Raw genomic sequence first — 19,323 nt, forward strand, 5'->3', positions numbered from 1 at the left:
TGCCATCCATGCTCATGCCCCGCTTTCATCGAGTTGCCATCTGCTTTCTGGCGATCGCCCTTTCCGCGCCCGCGGTGTGGGCCCAGAACGATCGCATCTTTCCGGTCACCGGCAATCCCATCACCGGCAAAGTCCAAACCGTCACCAAAAACGGCATCGCCGTCCTGGCCGGCGGTGCGGAACAACAGATCCTGGCCAACCGGATCGAAAAGATCATGTACGCCGGCGACCCCGCCCCGCTGACGCGCGGCCGCGAGTTTGCTCTGGACGGGCAGTACGAGATGGCGCTGGAGGAACTGAAGAAAATTAATCTTGGCGAGCTCCGCCGCAAATTGATCACCCAGGACGCGCTCTATTATCGCCTGTTGGCCGAAGCCAAACTGTCGCTGGTCGGTAAAGGCAGCCGAGCGACCGCGACGACCAACCTGGTGGGCTTTGTGCAAAAGCATTCCGACAGCTGGCACTACTACAAGGCGGCCCGTTTGCTGGGTGACCTGGCGATGGCCGAAGGCAAGTATTCGATGGCGCGCAGCTCCTACGGCGTGATCGGCAAAGCGGCCGCGCCGGAGTGGAAGGTAGAATCGGTGTACCTAACCAGCCGGGTACAGCTCCGCGAAGGCCAGGCCGACCAGGCCCAAGCGGGTTTTCAGAAAGTAACCGAGGCGCGCGTCGATTCCCCGCAAGGCGCCCGCCTGCAACGCTTGGCCAAAGCCGGATTGGTGGCCGCCCTGGGGGCCCAAGGAAAGACCGACGAAGCGATCAAGCTTTCTCAGAACCTGATCGCCGAACTCTCGCCGACCGACAACGAACTGGCCGCTCGGATCTATAACGCTCGCGGCCGAGCCCTCGCTCAGGCCGACCAGAACGAAGCTGCCATCCGAGCTTACCTGCACACGCACCTGATGTTCTCCAGCGTTCCCGACGCCCACGTCGAAGCCCTCCAGGCGCTGGTCCAGCTGTGGCCCAAGGTCGGCAAGACCGATCGGGCCAACGAGATGCGACAGATCCTACAGCAAACCTATCCCGGCTGGGGTGGCTAGCGTTCACCGGTCGGACCCCGCACTCGAGGTCCTTCCACACCTTCCCTTCACACCTCCAATACACCGCGTATTGAAACCGTTCTCGGAGCCTTGTCGATGAATCAGCCGCTCGGTGCTAGCGCCGTTCTTCTACGTATCAAACTGTTCGTCCTGGCCTTGTTGGCCGTGGGCGTGGTGACGCTGTCGCTGCCGGCCCAGGCCCAAGACGACATGCTGGAATTGGACGAACCGGTGGCCGAAGAACCGGTCGAGGAGCCCGCCGACGACCAACCACCTGTCCAGGAAAACGCCAATCCGGGCGGTAACGACGGTGACAGTAGTCGCGAGAGCGATCAGACCTTTCTGGGCTGGATCGTCGATTCGCTGGGCTGGGGCTACCTGCTGATCTTCCTGGCCCTGTCGTTCACGCTGGTCAGTTTGTTGGTGATGAACCTGCTGGCTTCGCGACGCGAAAACCTGGTGCCGCAGGAATTGGTCGATGGCTTTGAAGAGAAACTGAACGAGAAAGAATTCCAGGCGGCCTACGACATGGCCCGCACCGACGAATCGGTCCTCGGACAAGTCCTCTCCGCCGGCCTGGCCAAGTTGTCACGCGGCTACAACCGAGCCCTGGAAGCGATGCAAGAGGTGGGCGAAGAGGAGAGCATGAAACTGGATCATCGGCTCAGCTACATGGCCCTGATCGGCAACCTCAGCCCCATGATCGGACTGTTCGGAACGGTGCACGGGATGATCAAATCGTTCCAGGTGATCGCCATCGCCGGCAGCACGCCCGAGCCGGCCGAGTTGGCCAAAGGGATCTCGACCGCGCTGCTGACGACGCTGGTGGGACTGGCCATCGCCATCCCCGCACTGGCCGCCTACAACATCCTCCGCAACCGCGTCGCTCGGCTGCTGCTGGAGGTGGGCGTGAGCAGCGAGAACCTGATGAGCCGTTTCGAAGACGTGCAGCCCCAGACCGCGAAAAAGTAAGCCACGATGCGTGTCAAAAACAAAAGCACCGAACTGGCCGAAGCCGATCTGACGCCGATGATCGACATGACGTTTCAGTTGATCGCGTTCTTTATGGTGTTGATCAATTTCGCTCAGACCGAATCGCACGACTTGGTGAAGTTGCCCAGCAGTCAATTGATCAAACCGCCGGACCAGCCGTTCGAGTTTCCGATCATGCTGCACATCACCCAGGACGCTCGCGTGTTCCTGGGCGGCAAGGATTACACGGCCGAAACGCTGAGCAGTGGTTTGCGGGCGGAACTGGCCGTGGCCCGCGCCCAGGACATGGGCCCGAAGGACGCCAACGTAATCATCCGCGCCCATCGCAACACCGCCGCCGGTGAGGTTCAAGAAGTGATCCGAGCCTGCCAGGCGCTGGAGTTCGTGAACTTTGGATTGCGCGCCAAAGAAGACCTCGGTCGCAAAGGAGAGGGCTGATGAAGATCCGTAACAAAGAGGCACCCACCAAGACCGAACTGTCGATGACCAGCATGATCGACGTCGTGTTCCTGCTGCTGATCTTCTTCATCCTGACCTTCAAAATCGTCGAACTCGAAGGCGACTTCGGGATCAAGATGCCACTGGCCGGCGCCTCGTCCAGTTCGATGGACGATTTTGACGTCCCGATCACGCTGCGGATGACGGCCGACGCCGACGGAAATCTGATCTCGATGAAGCTGAACGAGACGAACCTCGGCACGGACTTCGAACAACTCCGCAGCATGGTCACGTCTCTGGTCGGAAATCAGGCCGGCCCCGATGCCAGCGAAGAGGACGGGCCGGAGGTCGAAATCGATACCGATTTCAATCTCCGCTACGAATACGTGATCGAAGCGATCACGCACGTCAGCGGCCGCAAAGAAGGCGACCAGATCATCAAGCTGATCGAGAAGATCAAGTTCGCCGCCCCGCGGCGCTGAGGCAACGACGCGGAGAAAGATGTTTGACCACTCATCTTCACTAATCGCACACTAATTAAAAATTTCTGTCTGTGATTAGTGTTTGATTAATGCCGATTAGTGGTCCCAGACCGATCGCCCGCCCCGCGATCAGGTTCCGCCGGAGTCAATGTATGAAGAGAATCGTTTTCTCCCCTCTCCCCCGAAGCCTGGCGAGCCTAAGCGAGTCAGGATTCGGGGGAGAGGGGTCGGGGGTGAGGGGGACCAGCAGAGCAGCACCAGCATTGCCGTGTCTCGAGGCGGGGCGCGGCTTAAAAACCGTACGCAAACGGTCATTCCGTTGCACCCGAGCCCCCTCACCCCCGGCCCCTCTCCCACCCCTGCTTCACTCGCTGACGCTCGCGGCGCCGCGGGGGAGAGGGGAGAAAACGTTGCATTCTATCGCGCCGAACCAACCATAGATTCCGCCGCAAATCCGCAAATCCGCAAATCCGCAAATCCGCAAATCCGCAAATCCGCAAATCTCAAATCGCTCCCTACGAATACAACTGAATGGCTTTGACGATGTCATCCAGTTCGTTGGGCACGGCGATGGCGCGGTTGGCGTGGCTGGCTTTTTGCACGCCCCGGCTGGCCAGGACGTCGTTAAAGACTTCTTGATCGGTCGTGTGATAAGCGACCGTAGCCGTGGGGTCCTTCAGCTCGTGGCCGGTCAACACGCACACCACGCGGTCGCTCGGCGCGATCACGCCTTCGCGGCGTAGCAGCCGAGTGCCGGCGACCGAGGCGGCCGAGGCCGGTTCGCAACCGAACCCGCCCGCACCGACTTGCGCCTTGGCGTCGAGGATCTCTTGATCGCTGACCTGCCGGACGACGCCGTCCATCGTATCGAGCGCCCGCAGGCATTTCTTCAGATTCACCGGCCGATTGATCTCGATCGCGCTGGCGATCGTGTCGGCTTTGATACCTTCTCGATCCATGTGGTCGTTGTAGCTGCGGATCGGTTCCATATCGACATGGCCGCCGTTCCAGCGCACGCCGCGTCGCTCGTACAGCTCGTACAAGGTGTCGGCGCCGGCGGCGTTGATTACGGCCAACCGCGGCATCCGATCGATCAACCCCAGCTGTTTCAGTTCGGCGAACGCTTTGCCGAAGGCGCTACTGTTGCCGAGGTTTCCTCCCGGCACGACGATCCAGTCGGGCACTTCCCAGCGGAGTGCTTCGAGGATCCGAAACATGATCGTCTTCTGGCCCTCCAGCCGAAACGGGTTGACGCTGTTGACCAAATAGATGCCCAGTTGTTCGGAGATCTGTTTGACGCGGATCATGGCGTCGTCGAAATCGCCGGCGATCTGCACCGTCAACGCCCCGTAGTCGAGGGCTTGGCTCAGTTTGCCGTAGGAGATCTTGCCGCTGCCGATAAAGATGACGGCTTTCATTTTTTGCGTGGCGCTGCAGTACAGGGCCAGCGAGGCGCTGGTATTGCCGGTGCTGGCACAGGCGGCCCGCTTGGCTTCCATCATGCAGGCGTGCGTGAAGGCCGCGCACATCCCGTTGTCTTTGAAACTGCCCGAGGGATTCATGCCCTCGTACTGCAGGTGCAGCCGGCCCGCGTCCAGCCCGACGAACTTGCCCACCGCATCGCTCTGCTGCAACAGGGTTTGGCCTTCGCCCACGGTGACGATTTCGTCGGGCCGGCAAAACGGCAGCAGTTCGTGAAATCGCCATACGCCGCTGAACCGCATCGGTTCGTACCGCCGGCTCCACATCGCTTCGAACTCGTCCAGCGACTTGGGCACCGCCCCGCGATCCCATTCGTAGTCGATATCCACCAGATCGCCACAACGCTCGCAGGAGGTGTGCACGCTGCGGGCTTCGTAGACCGCTGCGCAGGCCGGATTGATGCAGCGTTGGAAGGCGATATCGGTGTGCGGCTGACTCGAAGCGGTGGTACCTGCCGACTGAAGCATGGGTTTCTCCCGATTCGCGACCCGGGTCGCTTGCTGACAATAACTCAACGGTGCCTGGTACGAACTCAACGTTGCCCGGACCGCCGATCCGCGGTCGGGGTCTTGGTCCAGGCCGTCCTTAGTCTACTGGAACCCTACCGTTTCCATAATGAGGATCGGCCGAACAACGCCGACAATCGAACGTAACCTACCGAGGAGGGGAACTTTAGGGCTTTTTACAATACCCGCCCTCGCTCGGCGGCGGCGGCCCCTCTATGGTACTGCGACTTGTATTCTTTCACGAATTCCGGTTTGATGAAGCTTATGGCCAGCAAGAAGAAACGGGACTACCAACCCTTCGAGGACATGCTCCGCGGGTTGCGAAAACGGTTGCAGGGCGACGTCCAGTCGATGTCCGACGCGGCCCTGCACGGCGGCGATGCCGATGGGGACCTCTCGCACGTCCCCACCCACCTGGCCGACCAGGGGACCGACGCTTTCGATCAAGAATTCACGCTGTCCTTGGTCGAAAACGACGAGGAAACGCTGCAGCAGATCGACGCCGCCCTTGAGCGACTGCGAACCGGCCAATACGGTGACTGCCTGGAATGCGGGAAATTGATTCCCAAACAGCGTCTGTCCGCCATCCCTTTCACCGCCTACTGCGTGACCTGTGCCAGCAAGCTCCAAAGCTGATCGGCCGCTGCCGAAAAGCCGAATCATCACGTTTCTCTCGCTGGCCGTGCTCGGCGCAGCCGCTGACCTGATCACTAAACAGGCCGTCTTTGCCTGGCGGGGACTGCCGGGCACCCGAGACGTGTGGTGGGTGATCGATGGCTACGTCGGCATCGAGACGGCCGTGAACATCGGTGCGGTGTTTGGCATCGGCGCCGGCCGCGGACTGATGTTCGCCGCCCTATCGATCCTGGCCGCCATCGGGATCGTGGTTTGGCTGTTCGTCTTCAAAGCCGCTCGGCAGTGGTGGCTGACCATCGCCCTGGGGTGTGTGATGGGCGGGATCATCGGCAACTTGTACGATCGTCTGGGCCTGTGGTGGCAACCGGGTTATCCGGACCCCTGGAAGAGCGGGGTTCGCGACTGGATCCTGTGGCAAGCGGGCCCGCAGTGGAAATGGCCCAACTTTAACATCGCCGACAGCCTGCTGGTTGCCGGCGCCGGGATGCTGCTGTGGAAATCATTCTTTCCCGATCCGCCCGAGGACCCTGCGACCGAGCCGCCCGAGGCCGCCACGACCGAGCCGACCGAGCCGCCCGAGCCGACCGAGCCGACCCAGGCCGCCCCTGCGGACGGCGGCTCGCCCGGCACAGCCCCCACACACCCTCGATCTCCCGACGCTCCATCCAGCCCCTGAGCCCTTGAGCCCATGCGTTGCCCCGACAACTGGTCCGACCTGCACGATGGTCGGCTTGAACAATTGGTCCCGATCGCCGAAGCGGCCGGCCGCAGCACGCGCGCCTACTTCGGTAATGCCGAATTGGCGGTGGAAGCCAAATCCGACGCTTCGCCGGTGACCGCCGCCGACCGCCATGCCGAACAGCTGGTCCGCAAAATGGTCGCCGAACGGTTTCCCGAAGACGGAGTGCTGGGCGAAGAATTCGATCCTCAGCCCGGTTCCAGCGGGTATCGCTGGATCGTGGACCCGATCGACGGCACCAAATCTTTCGTGGCCGGGGTCCCGCTGTACTCGACTCTGCTGGCGCTGGAGCACGATGAGGAGACGGTGGCCGGAGTGATTTTTATTCCGGCCCTGAACGAATGCGTGGCCGCGGCGACAGGACAAGGCGCCTGGCACCGTCCGATGGGCAGCGAGGACTGGGTGCCGGCCCGCGTTTCACAGCGCAAACGCCTGAGCGATGCGGTGTTTGTGACCAGCCAGGTCGACGGCTTCGATGCCCGCGGCGCGGCCGCTGCCTACAAGGGACTCGAGCAGGCCGCCTGGATCACCCGCAGCTGGGGTGACGGGTACGGGTACCTGCTGGTCGCCACGGGTCGAGCCGACGTGATGGTGGACCCGGAAGTCAACCTTTGGGACGTCGCGGCGATCCGGCCGGTGATCGAACAAGCCGGCGGCACCTTCTCCGACTGGAAGGGCAACGTCACCAACCACAGCCCCGACGCCGTGGGAACCAACGGTCGGCTGCACCGCGAAGTGCTCGCGGTGCTGAAGACCGCGGACTGATCCCAGCTGCTTCAGCGGGCATGGTGTTGACGCTAATTCAAAGCGATTTCTATACTTACCGGCTTCCCCCAATTCTCTGAGACGGACCGGAACGATGAATAGCGAACGTCGGCACGAACTGCAAAAGAATGAGCTGGCCGATGCGTTGGCGGTATTCTTCAAGAAAATCGAACCCTACGCCCCGGCGATCCTGACCGGATTGATTGTCCTGGTCATCGCCGCATTGACCTTTGGCTACCTGCAAAGTCGGGCCGCCAACCAACGCAGCGATGCCACGCTGTCGTATCTGCTGTACTCCAATCAAGCCGATCTCGACGCCCTGGCCGGCGTCGAAAGAGATTATCCGGGCACCCCGGCGGCAACCCTCGCCCTGTTGGCCAAAGCCGATATCGAATTGGCTGAAGGCATCGACGGGATGTACACCCTGCGCGACAAGTCGATCGCCCAGCTGGAATCGGCCGCCGTGGATTACCAACAAGTGTTGGAGGAAACCGAAGAGCCGCTGATCCGCTCGCGAGCCGCCCTCGGACTGGCTCGCGCTCAGGAATCGCTCGGCAACGTCGAAGAAGCCATCGATGCCTACCGGCAGGTGATCGAAGCGGCCGAAACCGAGGCGATGATCGAAGCCGCCGAAGAACGCATCGCCCAGCTGGAACGGCCGGAAACCCAAGAATTCCTCGCCTGGTTCGCCGAACAGAAACCCGAGCTGATCGATCCCGCCGCCTCGCCCGATGTTCCCTCGGTTGACCTGTTGCCCGACACGCCCGATATCAGCCTGCCGCAAACCGCTCCCCCGGCCGCCCCCAGCCCAGCGGCGGAAATGACTGTGCCCGCAGCCGAAGACACGGACGAACCGACCGCGGAGGACGGCGCCGACGAGGCTGCCGAGCCGGAGGAAGCCGAAACCGAAATGCAGCTGCCGCCCGCTTCGGAACCGGCCGAAGACATGCCAGCCGAAGAAATGCCAGCCGAAGAAACACCGGCCGAAGAAACACCGGCCGAAGAAACACCGGCCGAAGACACACCGGCTGAAGACGCGCCGGCTGAGGAAACGCCGGTCGAAGAGGTTTCGGCCGATGAGGACGGACCGACCGAACTGGCTCCGGCAACTGGTGAGTAATCCGACGCCGCAGGACGGTGAATCCAAAACCTCCACGCCGGTGGCGGTGCGGGAGTTCTCCGTGCCCGAATCGGTGGCCGGTACGCGGATCGATATCTTTTTGGCTGCGGCCATCGACGGCTACAGCCGCGAACAATTGCGTCGAGCCGTGCACCAGGGCGCGGCCCAGGTCGACGGACGCCAGGTCCGCCCCAGCTTTCGGCTTCGCACCGGCCAACAGATCCGTTTCGAAGTCCCCGAGCCGCCGGCCGATGGCCCGTTGCCGGAAAACATCCCGCTGGACATCCTCTACGAGGACGACGGGTTCGTGGTCGTCAACAAACCGGCCGGCATGGTTGTTCATCCCGCTCGCGGGAATTGGTCGGGCACACTGACCAGCGCTCTGGCCTACCACTTTCAATCCCTCTCCGACGTCGGCGGGCCGGCGCGACCGGGCATCGTGCACCGCCTGGACCGCGACACCTCGGGCGTCATCCTGGTCGCCAAGACCAACGCGGTCCACATCGACTTGGCGGCGCAGTTCGCCGACCGGACGGTGGAAAAGGAATACCTGGCGATTGCCGCCGGCAGGATCGACCACGATCGCGACCGCATCGAAGCGCCGATCGGCCGCCATCCGTTCCAGCGAGACAAGATGGCGATCCGCGAGAACCATGCGACCAGCAAGCCGGCTTCGACCTTTTACGAAGTCATCCAGCGGTTCTCTACGGTCACCTACGTGCGGCTCCGCCCCAAAACCGGCCGCACCCACCAGATCCGCGTGCACCTCGATCACATCGGCAATCCGATCCTGTGTGACAAACTGTACAGCGGACACGCCACCCGCACGCTGGCCCAGCTGCTCAAGCGGCCCGCGGCCGACGACAAAACGCTGGTGCTCCAGCGACAGGCCCTGCACGCGCATCAGTTGACCATCCGGCATCCCCAGTCCGGCAAACCCATGACCTTCACCGCGCCGCTGCACGAGGACATGCAGCGTACGCTGGACGTGCTGCGAGAACACGACGCCTGAACCCGCCGAACCCGGGCCGGCCTACAATTCGTTACGAAAACGATACAGGATTCCGGCTGACGCTGCGGGGCGGATCTGTCAAGCTGATAAGCTGTGATGTGTCGCGCGCAGGACGCGGATGGTTGTTACCGGATTTGAGGTTGGACAATGATGATGCTGCGAGTGTGGACGGCGATGTTGGTGATGCTGGGCGGGGTGAGTGCGACGGTGGCGATGGCCTCCGACGCGGCTTCGCCCCCGGCGATCGGTCGTTCGATCGCCGACTTTACGCTGGACAACTGCTACGGCAAACCGGTTTCGACCCGCGATTACGCCGACAAACCCTATCTGGTCGTCGCCTTCCTGGGCACCGAATGCCCGCTGGCCAAACTGTACGGACGACGGCTGAGCGATCTGCACAGCCGCTACGCCGATCGGGGCGTCGCCGTGCTGGGCATCGATGCCAACAAACAGGACAGCCTCAGCGAAATGCTGGCGTATGCCAATCGGCACGAGCTGAATTTCCCCTTCCTCAAAGACCGCGGCAATCGCGTGGCCGACGCCATGGGCGCCGAGCGGACGCCCGAGGTGTTTCTGCTGGACCGCCAGCGCGTGGTTCGCTACCACGGCCGCATCGACGACCAATACGGCGTGGGCGTGTCGCGAGACAAAACCGTGCGAGCGGATCTGGAAAACGCCCTCGATGAACTGCTGGCCGGCAAAGAGGTCAGCGTGCCGGAAACCGAAGTGATCGGTTGCCACATCGGCCGCGTCAAAGAACTGGCCCCCACCGGCGACATCACCTACACCCGGCACATCGCGCCGATCTTGAACGCTCACTGCGTCAGCTGTCACCGCGAAGGCGAGATCGCACCGTTCACACTGACCGGTTACGAAGACATCCTGGGCTGGGAGGACACGATCCTGGAAGTGATCAAGGACCGCCGCATGCCGCCCTGGTCGGCCAATCCGGCCCACGGCCGTTTCGCCAACGATCCGCGGCTGAGCGAGAAGGACAAGGAACTGCTGCGAAAATGGGTCGAAAACGGAATGCCCGAAGGCGACCCGGCCGATCTGCCGACGCCGCCGGAATTCACACCGGGCTGGCAGATCCCCAAACCCGATCAGATCATCGTCATGGACGACGAACCGTTTACGGTCCCGGCCGAAGGCGTTGTGGATTACCAGCGGTTCGTGGTCGATCCGGGCTGGGACGAGGACAAATACATCTACGCCGCCGAAGCGCGACCGCAGAACCGCAGCGTCGTGCATCACATCCTGGTGTACGTGATCCCGCCGGGCAAACGCCGCGCCGACCTACGCCAGATCATCGTCGGCTACGCTCCCGGTGGTCTGCCCGTCCAACTGCCCGAAGGCGTCGCGATCCACGTCGCCGCCGGCAGCAAGCTGCTGTTCGAAATGCACTACACGCCCAACGGATACGAACAGACCGATTTGAGCTATGCCGGCGTATGCTTTGTCGACGAGTCGAAGGTCGAGAAACATGTGAAAGGTCGCATCGCGGTCAATACGCAATTTCAGATCCCCCCCGAGGAATCGGATCACGAGGTGGTCGCAAGGTACGTCAGTCGCAAAGACGAAATGCTGCTGAGCATGACCCCGCACATGCACCTGCGCGGTAAATCGTTCCGCTACGACGCCCGCTATCCCGACGGCCGCGAGGAAACCTTGCTGGACGTGCCGCGATACGATTTCAACTGGCAACTCAAGTACATCCTCGAGCAACCCAAACGGCTGCCGCGGGGCACGATCATCCAGTGCACGGCCGTGTTCGACAATTCCGCCGAGAATCTGGCCAATCCCGATCCCAGCCGAACCGTCGGCTGGGGCGACCAAAGCTGGAACGAGATGATGATCGGATTTATGGACACCATCCCCGTCGAATAATCCCGCGGGCGGTGGACGTGAGGAAACCACGAATCCTCACTAATGCAACACTAAGCACGTCGCAACATTTCATTCGGCTTTACTCTCCCACTGGGAGAGTCGGGCTCTTAGGCCCGGAGAGGGTTTTCGTAGGGCCCTCCCCGGGCCTAAGAACCCGACCCTCCCGCTGCGTGGGAGGGTGTTGTCGCGGGGTTTCACCGAAAGATTCATGCCGACGTGCTTAATCTGAGCGGGAGAACCGACGGCGCTGCCGCCAGCGCGCCGGATCGGTTATGCTGTGCCACCGCAACGTACAAGCCCACTCGCCACTCGCCACTCGCCACTCGCCACTCGCCACTCCCGTGACTCCGCCGCTTTCGACGCACCGCACTCGCTACGCCAAAGTCTTTCTGACCTTTGCGCGGAATTCGCTGGTGCGCGACATGACGTTCCGAGCGAATTTTCTGTTCCAGTGCATCAGCAGTATTTCCTGGACGCTGATGAACGTGGGCTTCTACCTGATCATCTTCCAGTTCACCTCGTCGATCGGCGAGGACACCGGTTGGGGCAAGTACCAATTCTTTTTGTTCCTGGCCACGACCTGGTTCATCAACAGTCTGGTGCAGGCGTTCTTCATGCCCAACGCCGAGGAATTCAGCGAGTTGATCCGCACCGGCGGGCTGGACTTTGCCCTGCTGAAACCCATCGACACCCAGTTCCTGATTTCCTTTCGCCGCGTCGACTGGAGCGCGCTATCGAATTTTGCGGTGGGCGTGGTGATGTTGGTGTGGAGCATGGTGCATTTGGCCACGCGGCCGGTGGACCCCATCGATTTTTCGCTGCTGGCGATCTCGCTGTACATTTTCTATGTGCTGTGCGGGGTGATGATCATGTACAGCCTGATGATCTGTTTGTCGGCGACCAGCATTTGGCTGGGCCGCAACCAGACGCTGTATAACTTCTGGTTCTACATCACCAACTTCAGCCGTTACCCGATGGAGATTTATCAGCGGAGCTGGGGGTGGTCGTTGTGGGGCCTGTTCACGTTTGCCGTTCCCGTGTTGGTCGTGGTGAACGTCCCGGCACGGATCTTGGCTCGCCCCTTGGATCCGCGAGCTTGGTGGGAAGTGCCGCTGGCGCTGTTTGCCATCGCCGCCACGGCCATCAGTTTGTTCGTCAGCCGCTGGGTCTTCAAACGAGCCCTCGGCAGCTACCGCAGTGCCAGTTCCTGAAAGCGGCGCCCCGGTTGTCCGCCGGCGCCCGGTTGCCCGCCAGCGTCTTGGGACGTACGACTAATGGCATGTCAAGCACTTCCCCGTCACGCATCCGTTTTCGCCAGTACCGCCAGCAGATCCGCGAGCGTCATCGCTCGGGGCTTCCTGCCAAAGGACCGGCCGCCCAGGAAAAGCACGAGCGCAAACTAGGCACTCGGCAGCGAGGATTCTGGGAGCTGTTCTGTGCGTTTTGGTCGCTGGTCACGGGTCATCGAGCGATGATCCTGCAATCGGTCGCCTTGATGTCGATCGGCGTCCTGCTCAGTCTGATCCCGCCGGCCGGAACCAAGCTGGCCATCGATTCGGTGTTGACCGATCCGCCCAAACCGCTGCCGGCGGTCCTGCGCTCGCTGCCCCTGCCCAGCTCGCCGATGGGTCTGTTGGTGGCCATCGCTGCGGTGGTCACGGTGCTGACGATTCTGGCCACCGCGGTGCGTTTGCAGAGCCGTTGGCTGGCCACCAAAGCCGTCAACAAATCGCAAGTGTCGATCCGCAATCAAGTTTTCGAGCACGCCATTCGGCTGCCGCTGCACGACGTGCACGGCCTGAAAAGCGGCGGCGTGGCCAGCTTGATCCGCGAGGATGCCGGCGGGGTGTCCGACCTGATCTTCAGCATGCTCTACAACCCGGCGCGAGCGATCATTCAGTTCACCGGCAGTCTGCTGATCCTGATGTGGGTGGACTGGAAATTGATGCTGGGCGGATTGATGCTGTTGCCTGCGGTCTGGATCACGCACCGCACCTGGATCGGCCGCGTGCGGCCCCTGTTTCGCGACATCCGCCGCCAACGGCAGCACATCGATAGCGCGGCCACCGAAACGTTTGGCGGGATCCGCGTGGTCCGCACCTTTGCCCGGGCCCGCAGCGAAGCCGGCCGATTCGTGCGCGAGGGTGACTTCATGGTCCGCCAGCAACTGTTCACCTGGTGGTGGACGCGGACGATCGAGATCATCTGGGAAGTGCTGATCCCATTGGCCTCGACCGGACTGTTGCTGTACGGCGGGTACCAGATCATCCAAGGCGAACTGACCCTGGGCGACCTGATGATGTTTCTGGTGTACCTGACCATGTTGCTCGATCCCCTGGCCACGCTGGCCGGCAGCGCGGTCAGCTTTCAAAACAACTTGGCGGGACTGAACCGCATCCTGGACATCCTGGACGAAGACCAGGAACTGCCCACCAATCCGGGGGCCGTGACGCTGTCGCGGGCCGAGGTGCGGGGCCAACTGTGGCTCCGCGGTGTCTCGTTCCGCTACCCCGACACCCAGCAGGACGTGCTGAGCGAGATTGATTTGGAGCTGCCTGCCGGCCAGACCGTGGCCTTGGTCGGCCGCAGCGGCGCGGGCAAAACGACGCTGACCAACCTGGTCGCTCGCTTCTACGATCCGACCACCGGCAGCATCGAACTGGATGGCCGCGATCTGCGCGATATTCAACTGGACAGCTACCGCCAGCTGCTGGGAATGGTCGAACAGGACGTCTTTCTGTTCGACGGTTCGATCCGCGCCAACATCGCGTACGCCCGGCGGGATGCCGACGAAGCCGAGATCCGCGCCGCGGCCGCGGCCGCCGCGGCCGATGAGTTCATTCGTCGCCTGCCCGATGGCTACGACACCCTGATCGGCGAACGCGGTGTCAAACTGTCCGGCGGCCAGCGGCAACGCTTGGCCATCGCTCGAGCCATCCTGGCCGATCCCAAGATCCTGATCCTGGACGAGGCGACCAGCAACCTGGACAGCGAGAGCGAACAACTGATCCAGGCCAGCCTGGAACGCTTGCTGCAAAACCGCACGGCCATCGTCATCGCGCACCGGCTGAGCACGATCCGCGAGGCCGACAAGATCGTGGTGCTCGATGCGGGCCGCGTGATCCAGACCGGAACGCACGCCGAACTGCTCGCCCGCGGCGGGATCTATCGCGACATGGTCCAGCTGCAAACCCGCGACAGCCAAATGCCCGAAGGGGCCCCGTCCTAAAGCCACCCCGTAACCGAAGTCACCTCGTAGCCGAAGTCGCCAGACTTTGGGAGGGACGCCTCGACTCCAAATTCTGGCGAATTCAGCTACGGATGAACCAGAAGTACACGGCGAAGATCACGTAGTACTGGACCAGATAGGACGACAGGGGGTGCCTTCCCAGCCAGTCCAGCACGGGCACTTTGCCGGCAGACGAGCGTGCGGCCCAGTGCACCGCGGCGGTGGCCGGCAGGATGAAATAGAACAGCAGATGATTGACGTCGCCGGGTTCGCCCATCCCGATCCAGGCGATCCCGCTGGCCAATAGGCATCCTGAAACGGTGGCCGCCAGTCCGCCCCCGTGCCGCAGGATCATGCCCTGGGCGACAAAGCTGAGCACGATCGAAAGCGGGTAATCGAACCAGGGGGTCGACGGATCCAGCGGATAGAACGCCGCCGCGGCGACAAACACCACGAACGCGCGGCCGGTCATCAGGAACAGGGTGTAGGCAACCAACAGACTGCCCAGGATTTCCACTTCGCGATACAGCCAAAGGTAGGCGACGTTGATCGCCACGGCCGCCAGGGCGATCTGGCCGAAGCGGTGCAGGGAACGCGGCCGGCCCGGATCCAGAAAATAGCCCATCAGCACACAGAACAGCGGCATGCTCAGCCGTGTCCAGAACCGCACGCTGGTGTACTCGATCCGGACATCCATCAGCATGCCGGCGACGTGGTCCAAAACCATCAACAAAATGGCCAGTCCGCGGAGGGCGTCCAGCGCGGCGATGCGCTCGCCGCCGGAGGGATCGGCAGCGTGTCGCGGGCGTTTGGCCTTGGAGCTTTTGCTGTTCACGATTCGAAGTTCCCGACGGAATAAGCCGTAGATTTGGGAAACTCCGTTGGAAATCCCCTTTTTTCCGAGCTACCCTGGTGCGGGCAGGCGATTTTATTGCCTAACCCCAGCCCGCTAATTATGCTCAGGGTGGAGAGTCATTTCAGCTAATCTTTTTCAGTAAGGCAACCCATGCGACGCCGTCGATTTTCTGCTCCTTTCGCTTCGTCCGCTGTGTTGTGGATGGTCGCTATCTGTGTCGCCGGTCTGACCACTTCGGCCCGTGCGAACAACAATAACGGCAACAACGGCGGCGGCAACAACAATAATAACAACAACAACAACAACACCGGTGCGTTTGTGCAGCCGGTCGCCGGGGTGGAAGTCGACGCCTCCGGCGTGCTCCGCGTGCGGCACTTCGATCCGCGTGTCGGGATGGCCCGGATGCAAGCCGCCCGTCAAGCTCTGCCAGCGGACCTCCAGCGTCCATCGCCGCTCCGCAAGATCTCGCTGAACCGTTTGGAAGCGGCTGTCGCCGCCGCGGGAGCCGCCAGCGACGAGATGCAGGCTATGGCCGGACTAACCCGCATCGAGTACGTGTTTTTCTATCCCGATAGCGGCGACGTGGTCATCGCCGGGCCGGCCGAGCCGTTCGTTCACGACCCCGCCGGACGCCTTCGCGGCGCCGACAGCGGACGCCCCGTGATCCTGCTCGAAGACATGGTCACGGCCCTGCGAGCCTACCCGCCCGACGGCGAGGCGACGCGCGTGATCAGTGTTTCGATCGATCCCACCGAGGAAGGACTGCAGCGTTTGCAACAGGTCCTGCGCCGCATCGGCCCGGGCCTTCGGCCCCAAGATGCCGCCCGCCTGGCGATGACGCTGAAGAACAACCTGGGACTGCAGAACGTTACCATCCAAGGCATCCCCACCAGCACTCACTTTGCCCAGGTGTTGGTCGAAGCGGATTACCGGATGAAGTTGATCGGGATCGGCCTGGAACAACTGCCGATTCGCATGCCCAGTTATGTCCAGCGAGCCAACCCCGCGCAGGTTGCCGCCAATGCGATGGAGCGGTGGTACTTTGAACCCAATTACGAAGGCGTCCGAACCAGCGAAGACGGCTTGGCGATGCAGCTCAGCAAGCATGGCGTCAAACTGGTTGGTGCCAACGAACGCGTCGGTGCCGACGGACGTCGCACCGGTGGCGGCCGCGGCAACCGGGCCAGCGAAGCGTTTTGCAAAGATTTCACCGACAACTACGACCAGATCGCCGAGGTCGCGCCGGTGTACGCGCAGATGCGTAACCTGATCGACGCAGCCATCGCCGCCGCGTACATCCAGGACCAGGACTTCTACTCAAAAGCCAATTGGTCGCTGGATTACTTTGGCGACGAGTCCCAGTACGCGGTCGAGCAGCACCAGGCTCCGGTACAAGTCGAAACGGCCGTCAACGCGGTCTGGAAAGGCAGCACGTTGATGACCCCGCTCGGTGGCGGCGTCAACGTCCAGCCTCGCGTCGCCCTGAAGTCGGACATCAAACAAGTCGACCGCAGTGGCGAAACCGAGACCAGCCGTCGCAGCGCCGTCCCGGCGAACCTGAAAGACGGCCAGTGGTGGTGGGACTAAACCACCCCCATCTTGACCGCTCGAACGGCCGCTTCGGTTCGGTCGATCACCTCTAATTTCCGGAGCACGTTCTGCACGTGCTCCTTGACCGTTTCCACGCTGATCCCCAGGGACGTGGCGATCTCGCGATTGCTCAGGCCCAGTCCCACGTGCCGAAACACCTGCAGCTCGCGGTTGGTCAGCGGCAATTCGGCGGTCGTCAAACAGGCTTCGGTCCGCCGCATCTTGGCTCGGATGCGGCGCAGCAGACTCTCTTGGCTCAGCGGCTCCTCCCGCGCCACACGCTTCAGCGCCCCGAGGACCGTCTCGCGCGGCTGTGACTTCAACAGATAATCGGCCGCGCCCAACGCCGCGGCGCGAGCGATGTACGTGGGGTTGTCGTAAGCGCTCAGGATCACGACCCGCACAGCGGGTACGGCCAGCTGGAACGCCGCTATCGCACTCAACCCATCCGTACCGCCCAGCCGCACGTCCAACAGCACCAGATCCGGACAGTGCAGCTGGCACTGCTGGACGGCTTGTTCGACATTGCCTGCCGTCCCTACCACCTCCAGTGAATCGTCTTCAAGTAACGCGGCCAGCCCCAAGCGAACCACTTCGTGGTCGTCCACAATCAATAGTTTCGTCGTCATGTTTATCTTCGAAGGGTCACAGATATATCCGTCGGCACGAGTGTTACCACCCATACAAGGTGATGGCTAAAGCGCGGATCCAAGCGCCACGATCACCCTTGCTGGAGAACGCGTTTTGACGGGTCCTTAACCGCAACCTAAATCCCCTCAGGAACGAATTATTTTTCCGCCCGCCAGCCGCGGACACCTTTGCTTCCATCAGGTTTGCCATCACGATGCCGGATTGCACAGCGATACTTCTTGTCGACGACGACCGTTACCTGGCCGAGTCCATGGCGCTGTGGCTGAGCGAGCAGGGGCATCGCGTCGACACCGTGGGCACCCTCGCGGCGGCGCGTGCGGCCCTGCAAGCGGGGGCCTACGACCTGTTGATTACCGACCTGCGATTGGATGATGGCGATGGCTTTGACCTGATCTCCTACACCAAACGACGCCTGCCCGGTTGCGAAGTCTTGGTCGTGACCGGTTACGCCACCCCCGATACCGCGATCGAAGCGGTCCGGGCCGGCGCCTTCGACCTGCTCACCAAACCGTTGATCGATGAAGAACTGTTACTGGCCATCGACCGGGCCCGGTCCCAGCGAGCGATCCAAGCCGAAAACGAACGCCTAAAACAACAGCTCGATCGCCGCTTCGGGATGGATAACATCCTCAGCCAAGACTACCGCATGTTGAAATTGTTCGACGTGGTCGACAGTGTCGCCGACGCCCGCGCGTCGGTGCTGGTTACCGGCGAAAACGGTACCGGTAAATCGATGATTGCTCGGGCCATCCACCGCCGCAGCAACCGCGCTGGCGGACCGTTCATCGAAGTCGCCTGTGGGGCGCTGCCGGATAACCTGCTGGAAAGCGAACTGTTCGGCCACGTCGCCGGCGCCTTCACCGGCGCGACCAGCGACAAGATCGGCAAGTTTAAACTGGCCGACGGCGGCACCCTGTTTCTGGACGAAATCGGTACCGCCACGCCCGCGATGCAAGTCAAGCTGTTGCGGGTGCTGCAGGAGTTGCAGTTCGAACCGCTGGGCAGTACCGAAACCGAATCGGTCGACGTGCGGGTCATCCTGGCGACCAACGAAGACCTGACCGCACGCGTCGAACAGGGGTCTTTTCGACAAGACCTCTACTACCGCATCAACGTCGTCAACATCGAACTGCCCGCCCTACGGCAGCGTCCCGGCGATATCCCGCTGCTGGTCCAGCACTTCATCGCCCGGGCCACCGAGTCGCTGGATCGCACCGTCGACGGCTTTGACGACGCCGCCATGCAGGTCCTGCAGGACTACGCTTGGCCGGGCAACGTGCGCGAACTGGAGAATGTTGTCGAGCGAGCTATTTTGCTGTCCCGCGGTAGCCGCCTGGGCGTGGAAAGCCTGCCGGCGGAAATGGTTCGCGGCGGGCATCGGTTGGCCATTCCCACCAGCACGCCGGCCGCCCCCTCGCCCGTCGGCCGCGCGGTCAGCGACGGACAAGTGCTCAGCCTGCGAGAAGCGCTCGAAGAACCCGAACGACAGATCATCCTGGAAGCCCTGCGGATGTTCCAGTGGAACCGCGCGGCCACGGCCGACGCCCTGGAGATCAACCGCACGACGCTGTACAAGAAAATGAAACGCCTGGGCCTGGACGACCCGCGTTTGCAGTACGCGCCGTAGGTTGTTGGTTGTTGGTTGTTGGTTGCTCTAGCACCTAATCGTGCTCGTGCTCGTGCTCGTGCTCGTGCTCGTGCTCGTGCTCGTGCTCGTGCTCGTGCTCGAAGCAACCCGAGACGGCGCAACCGGACCATGGACGATCAGGTGCCGCGACCGCCCTGGAGTTACCGCCGGACGGCTGCGCGGTCGTTCGATTACGAGTACCACTTCGCTGAGCACGAGGCGAGTACGAGTACCGTTTCACTGAGTACGAGTACCGCTGCGTTGAGTACG

At 62.2% G+C, this 19,323-nt stretch carries 17 protein-coding genes; 14 read left to right on the forward strand and 3 right to left on the reverse strand.

From position 1 onward, the window contains the following. The first annotated feature begins 14 nt into the window (after positions 1 to 14). The 4 genes from GE027_RS14420 (at position 15) to GE027_RS14435 (ending at position 2,953) form a co-directional block, all read left to right on the forward strand. Positions 15 to 1,040, forward strand: a complete 1,026-nt coding sequence (locus GE027_RS14420; RefSeq protein ID WP_153557910.1) for a tetratricopeptide repeat protein — start codon at positions 15 to 17, stop codon at positions 1,038 to 1,040. A gap of 96 nt (positions 1,041 to 1,136) precedes the next feature. Then, entirely contained in the window at positions 1,137 to 2,012 is an 876-nt protein-coding gene (locus GE027_RS14425; RefSeq protein ID WP_153557911.1) for a MotA/TolQ/ExbB proton channel family protein, read from the forward strand. 6 nt (positions 2,013 to 2,018) lie between these two features. Beyond that, the gene (locus GE027_RS14430; protein WP_153557912.1) at positions 2,019 to 2,471 is read left to right on the forward strand and encodes an ExbD/TolR family protein; all 453 of its coding nucleotides are present in this window, start codon (positions 2,019 to 2,021) and stop codon (positions 2,469 to 2,471) included. Continuing rightward, entirely contained in the window at positions 2,471 to 2,953 is a 483-nt protein-coding gene (locus GE027_RS14435; protein WP_153557913.1) for an ExbD/TolR family protein, read from the forward strand. Before GE027_RS14430 ends, GE027_RS14435 begins: the two co-directional genes overlap by 1 nt. 515 nt (positions 2,954 to 3,468) lie before the next feature. Here the strand turns inward: GE027_RS14435 and thrC are convergent. Then, a complete protein-coding gene (gene thrC / locus GE027_RS14440; RefSeq protein ID WP_153557914.1) occupies positions 3,469 to 4,902 on the reverse strand; it encodes a threonine synthase in 1,434 nt (477 codons plus the stop codon). 294 nt (positions 4,903 to 5,196) lie between these two features. Here thrC and GE027_RS14445 point away from each other — a divergent pair, with 294 nt between their 5' ends. The 8 genes from GE027_RS14445 to GE027_RS14480 all read left to right on the forward strand — a co-directional run bounded on the left by GE027_RS14445 (position 5,197) and on the right by GE027_RS14480 (position 14,329). Then, the gene (locus GE027_RS14445; protein WP_237607552.1) at positions 5,197 to 5,577 is read left to right on the forward strand and encodes a TraR/DksA family transcriptional regulator; all 381 of its coding nucleotides are present in this window, start codon (positions 5,197 to 5,199) and stop codon (positions 5,575 to 5,577) included. Next, complete coding sequence (locus tag GE027_RS14450) at positions 5,555 to 6,253, forward strand: signal peptidase II (RefSeq protein WP_153557915.1); 699 nt, start codon at positions 5,555 to 5,557, stop codon at positions 6,251 to 6,253. The genes GE027_RS14445 and GE027_RS14450 overlap by 23 nt, the downstream gene beginning before the upstream one ends. Positions 6,254 to 6,265: 12 nt before the next feature. After that, complete coding sequence (gene hisN / locus GE027_RS14455) at positions 6,266 to 7,081, forward strand: histidinol-phosphatase (protein ID WP_153557916.1); 816 nt, start codon at positions 6,266 to 6,268, stop codon at positions 7,079 to 7,081. Positions 7,082 to 7,175: 94 nt separating this feature from the next. Next, positions 7,176 to 8,201, forward strand: a complete 1,026-nt coding sequence (locus tag GE027_RS14460; RefSeq protein WP_153557917.1) for a YfgM family protein — start codon at positions 7,176 to 7,178, stop codon at positions 8,199 to 8,201. Positions 8,202 to 8,247: 46 nt separating this feature from the next. Continuing rightward, the gene (locus tag GE027_RS14465; protein WP_390621601.1) at positions 8,248 to 9,213 is read left to right on the forward strand and encodes an RluA family pseudouridine synthase; all 966 of its coding nucleotides are present in this window, start codon (positions 8,248 to 8,250) and stop codon (positions 9,211 to 9,213) included. 147 nt (positions 9,214 to 9,360) lie between these two features. After that, positions 9,361 to 11,100 carry a redoxin domain-containing protein gene (locus GE027_RS14470; protein WP_153557919.1) on the forward strand — a complete coding sequence of 580 codons (1,740 nt, stop codon included), beginning with the start codon at positions 9,361 to 9,363 and terminating at the stop codon, positions 11,098 to 11,100. A gap of 341 nt (positions 11,101 to 11,441) precedes the next feature. Next, positions 11,442 to 12,311: an ABC transporter permease gene (locus GE027_RS14475; protein ID WP_237607547.1), complete on the forward strand. Its 870-nt coding sequence runs from the start codon at positions 11,442 to 11,444 to the stop codon at positions 12,309 to 12,311. Between the two features lie 68 nt (positions 12,312 to 12,379). Then, entirely contained in the window at positions 12,380 to 14,329 is a 1,950-nt protein-coding gene (locus tag GE027_RS14480) for an ABC transporter ATP-binding protein (RefSeq protein WP_153557921.1), read from the forward strand. Between the two features lie 82 nt (positions 14,330 to 14,411). On the opposite strand, the gene GE027_RS14485 is transcribed toward GE027_RS14480, so the two are convergent. Next, the gene (locus tag GE027_RS14485; protein WP_153557922.1) at positions 14,412 to 15,164 is read right to left on the reverse strand and encodes an acyltransferase family protein; all 753 of its coding nucleotides are present in this window, start codon (positions 15,162 to 15,164) and stop codon (positions 14,412 to 14,414) included. A 171-nt stretch (positions 15,165 to 15,335) separates the two neighbouring features. Between GE027_RS14485 and GE027_RS14490 the strand changes: the two genes are divergently transcribed. After that, positions 15,336 to 16,772, forward strand: a complete 1,437-nt coding sequence (locus GE027_RS14490) for a DUF1598 domain-containing protein (RefSeq protein WP_153557923.1) — start codon at positions 15,336 to 15,338, stop codon at positions 16,770 to 16,772. Here the strand turns inward: GE027_RS14490 and GE027_RS14495 are convergent. Continuing rightward, positions 16,769 to 17,404, reverse strand: coding sequence for a response regulator (locus GE027_RS14495; RefSeq protein WP_153557924.1), 636 nt, complete (start codon positions 17,402 to 17,404; stop codon positions 16,769 to 16,771). The two genes, GE027_RS14490 and GE027_RS14495, sit on opposite strands and share 4 nt — an antisense overlap. 215 nt (positions 17,405 to 17,619) lie before the next feature. Between GE027_RS14495 and GE027_RS14500 the strand changes: the two genes are divergently transcribed. Continuing rightward, positions 17,620 to 19,053 (forward strand): sigma-54-dependent transcriptional regulator, encoded by a 1,434-nt coding sequence (locus GE027_RS14500; RefSeq protein WP_153557925.1) that lies wholly within the window; start codon positions 17,620 to 17,622, stop codon positions 19,051 to 19,053. Positions 19,054 to 19,323: the final 270 nt, after the last annotated feature.

Origin of the sequence: Roseimaritima sediminicola (genome assembly GCF_009618275.1) — a bacterium.
In the GTDB taxonomy this organism is placed as follows: domain Bacteria; phylum Planctomycetota; class Planctomycetia; order Pirellulales; family Pirellulaceae; genus Roseimaritima; species Roseimaritima sediminicola.

Coding starts and splice junctions, on each gene's coding strand:
- GE027_RS14420 (WP_153557910.1), top strand. CDS start 15: ATGCCCCGCTTTCATCGAGTTGCCATCTGCTTTCTGGCGATCGCCCTT.
- GE027_RS14425 (WP_153557911.1), top strand. CDS start 1,137: ATGAATCAGCCGCTCGGTGCTAGCGCCGTTCTTCTACGTATCAAACTG.
- GE027_RS14430 (WP_153557912.1), top strand. CDS start 2,019: ATGCGTGTCAAAAACAAAAGCACCGAACTGGCCGAAGCCGATCTGACG.
- GE027_RS14435 (WP_153557913.1), top strand. CDS start 2,471: ATGAAGATCCGTAACAAAGAGGCACCCACCAAGACCGAACTGTCGATG.
- thrC (WP_153557914.1), bottom strand. CDS start 4,902: ATGCTTCAGTCGGCAGGTACCACCGCTTCGAGTCAGCCGCACACCGAT.
- GE027_RS14445 (WP_237607552.1), top strand. CDS start 5,197: ATGAAGCTTATGGCCAGCAAGAAGAAACGGGACTACCAACCCTTCGAG.
- hisN (WP_153557916.1), top strand. CDS start 6,266: ATGCGTTGCCCCGACAACTGGTCCGACCTGCACGATGGTCGGCTTGAA.
- GE027_RS14460 (WP_153557917.1), top strand. CDS start 7,176: ATGAATAGCGAACGTCGGCACGAACTGCAAAAGAATGAGCTGGCCGAT.
- GE027_RS14470 (WP_153557919.1), top strand. CDS start 9,361: ATGATGATGCTGCGAGTGTGGACGGCGATGTTGGTGATGCTGGGCGGG.
- GE027_RS14480 (WP_153557921.1), top strand. CDS start 12,380: ATGTCAAGCACTTCCCCGTCACGCATCCGTTTTCGCCAGTACCGCCAG.
- GE027_RS14490 (WP_153557923.1), top strand. CDS start 15,336: ATGCGACGCCGTCGATTTTCTGCTCCTTTCGCTTCGTCCGCTGTGTTG.
- GE027_RS14495 (WP_153557924.1), bottom strand. CDS start 17,404: ATGACGACGAAACTATTGATTGTGGACGACCACGAAGTGGTTCGCTTG.
- GE027_RS14500 (WP_153557925.1), top strand. CDS start 17,620: ATGCCGGATTGCACAGCGATACTTCTTGTCGACGACGACCGTTACCTG.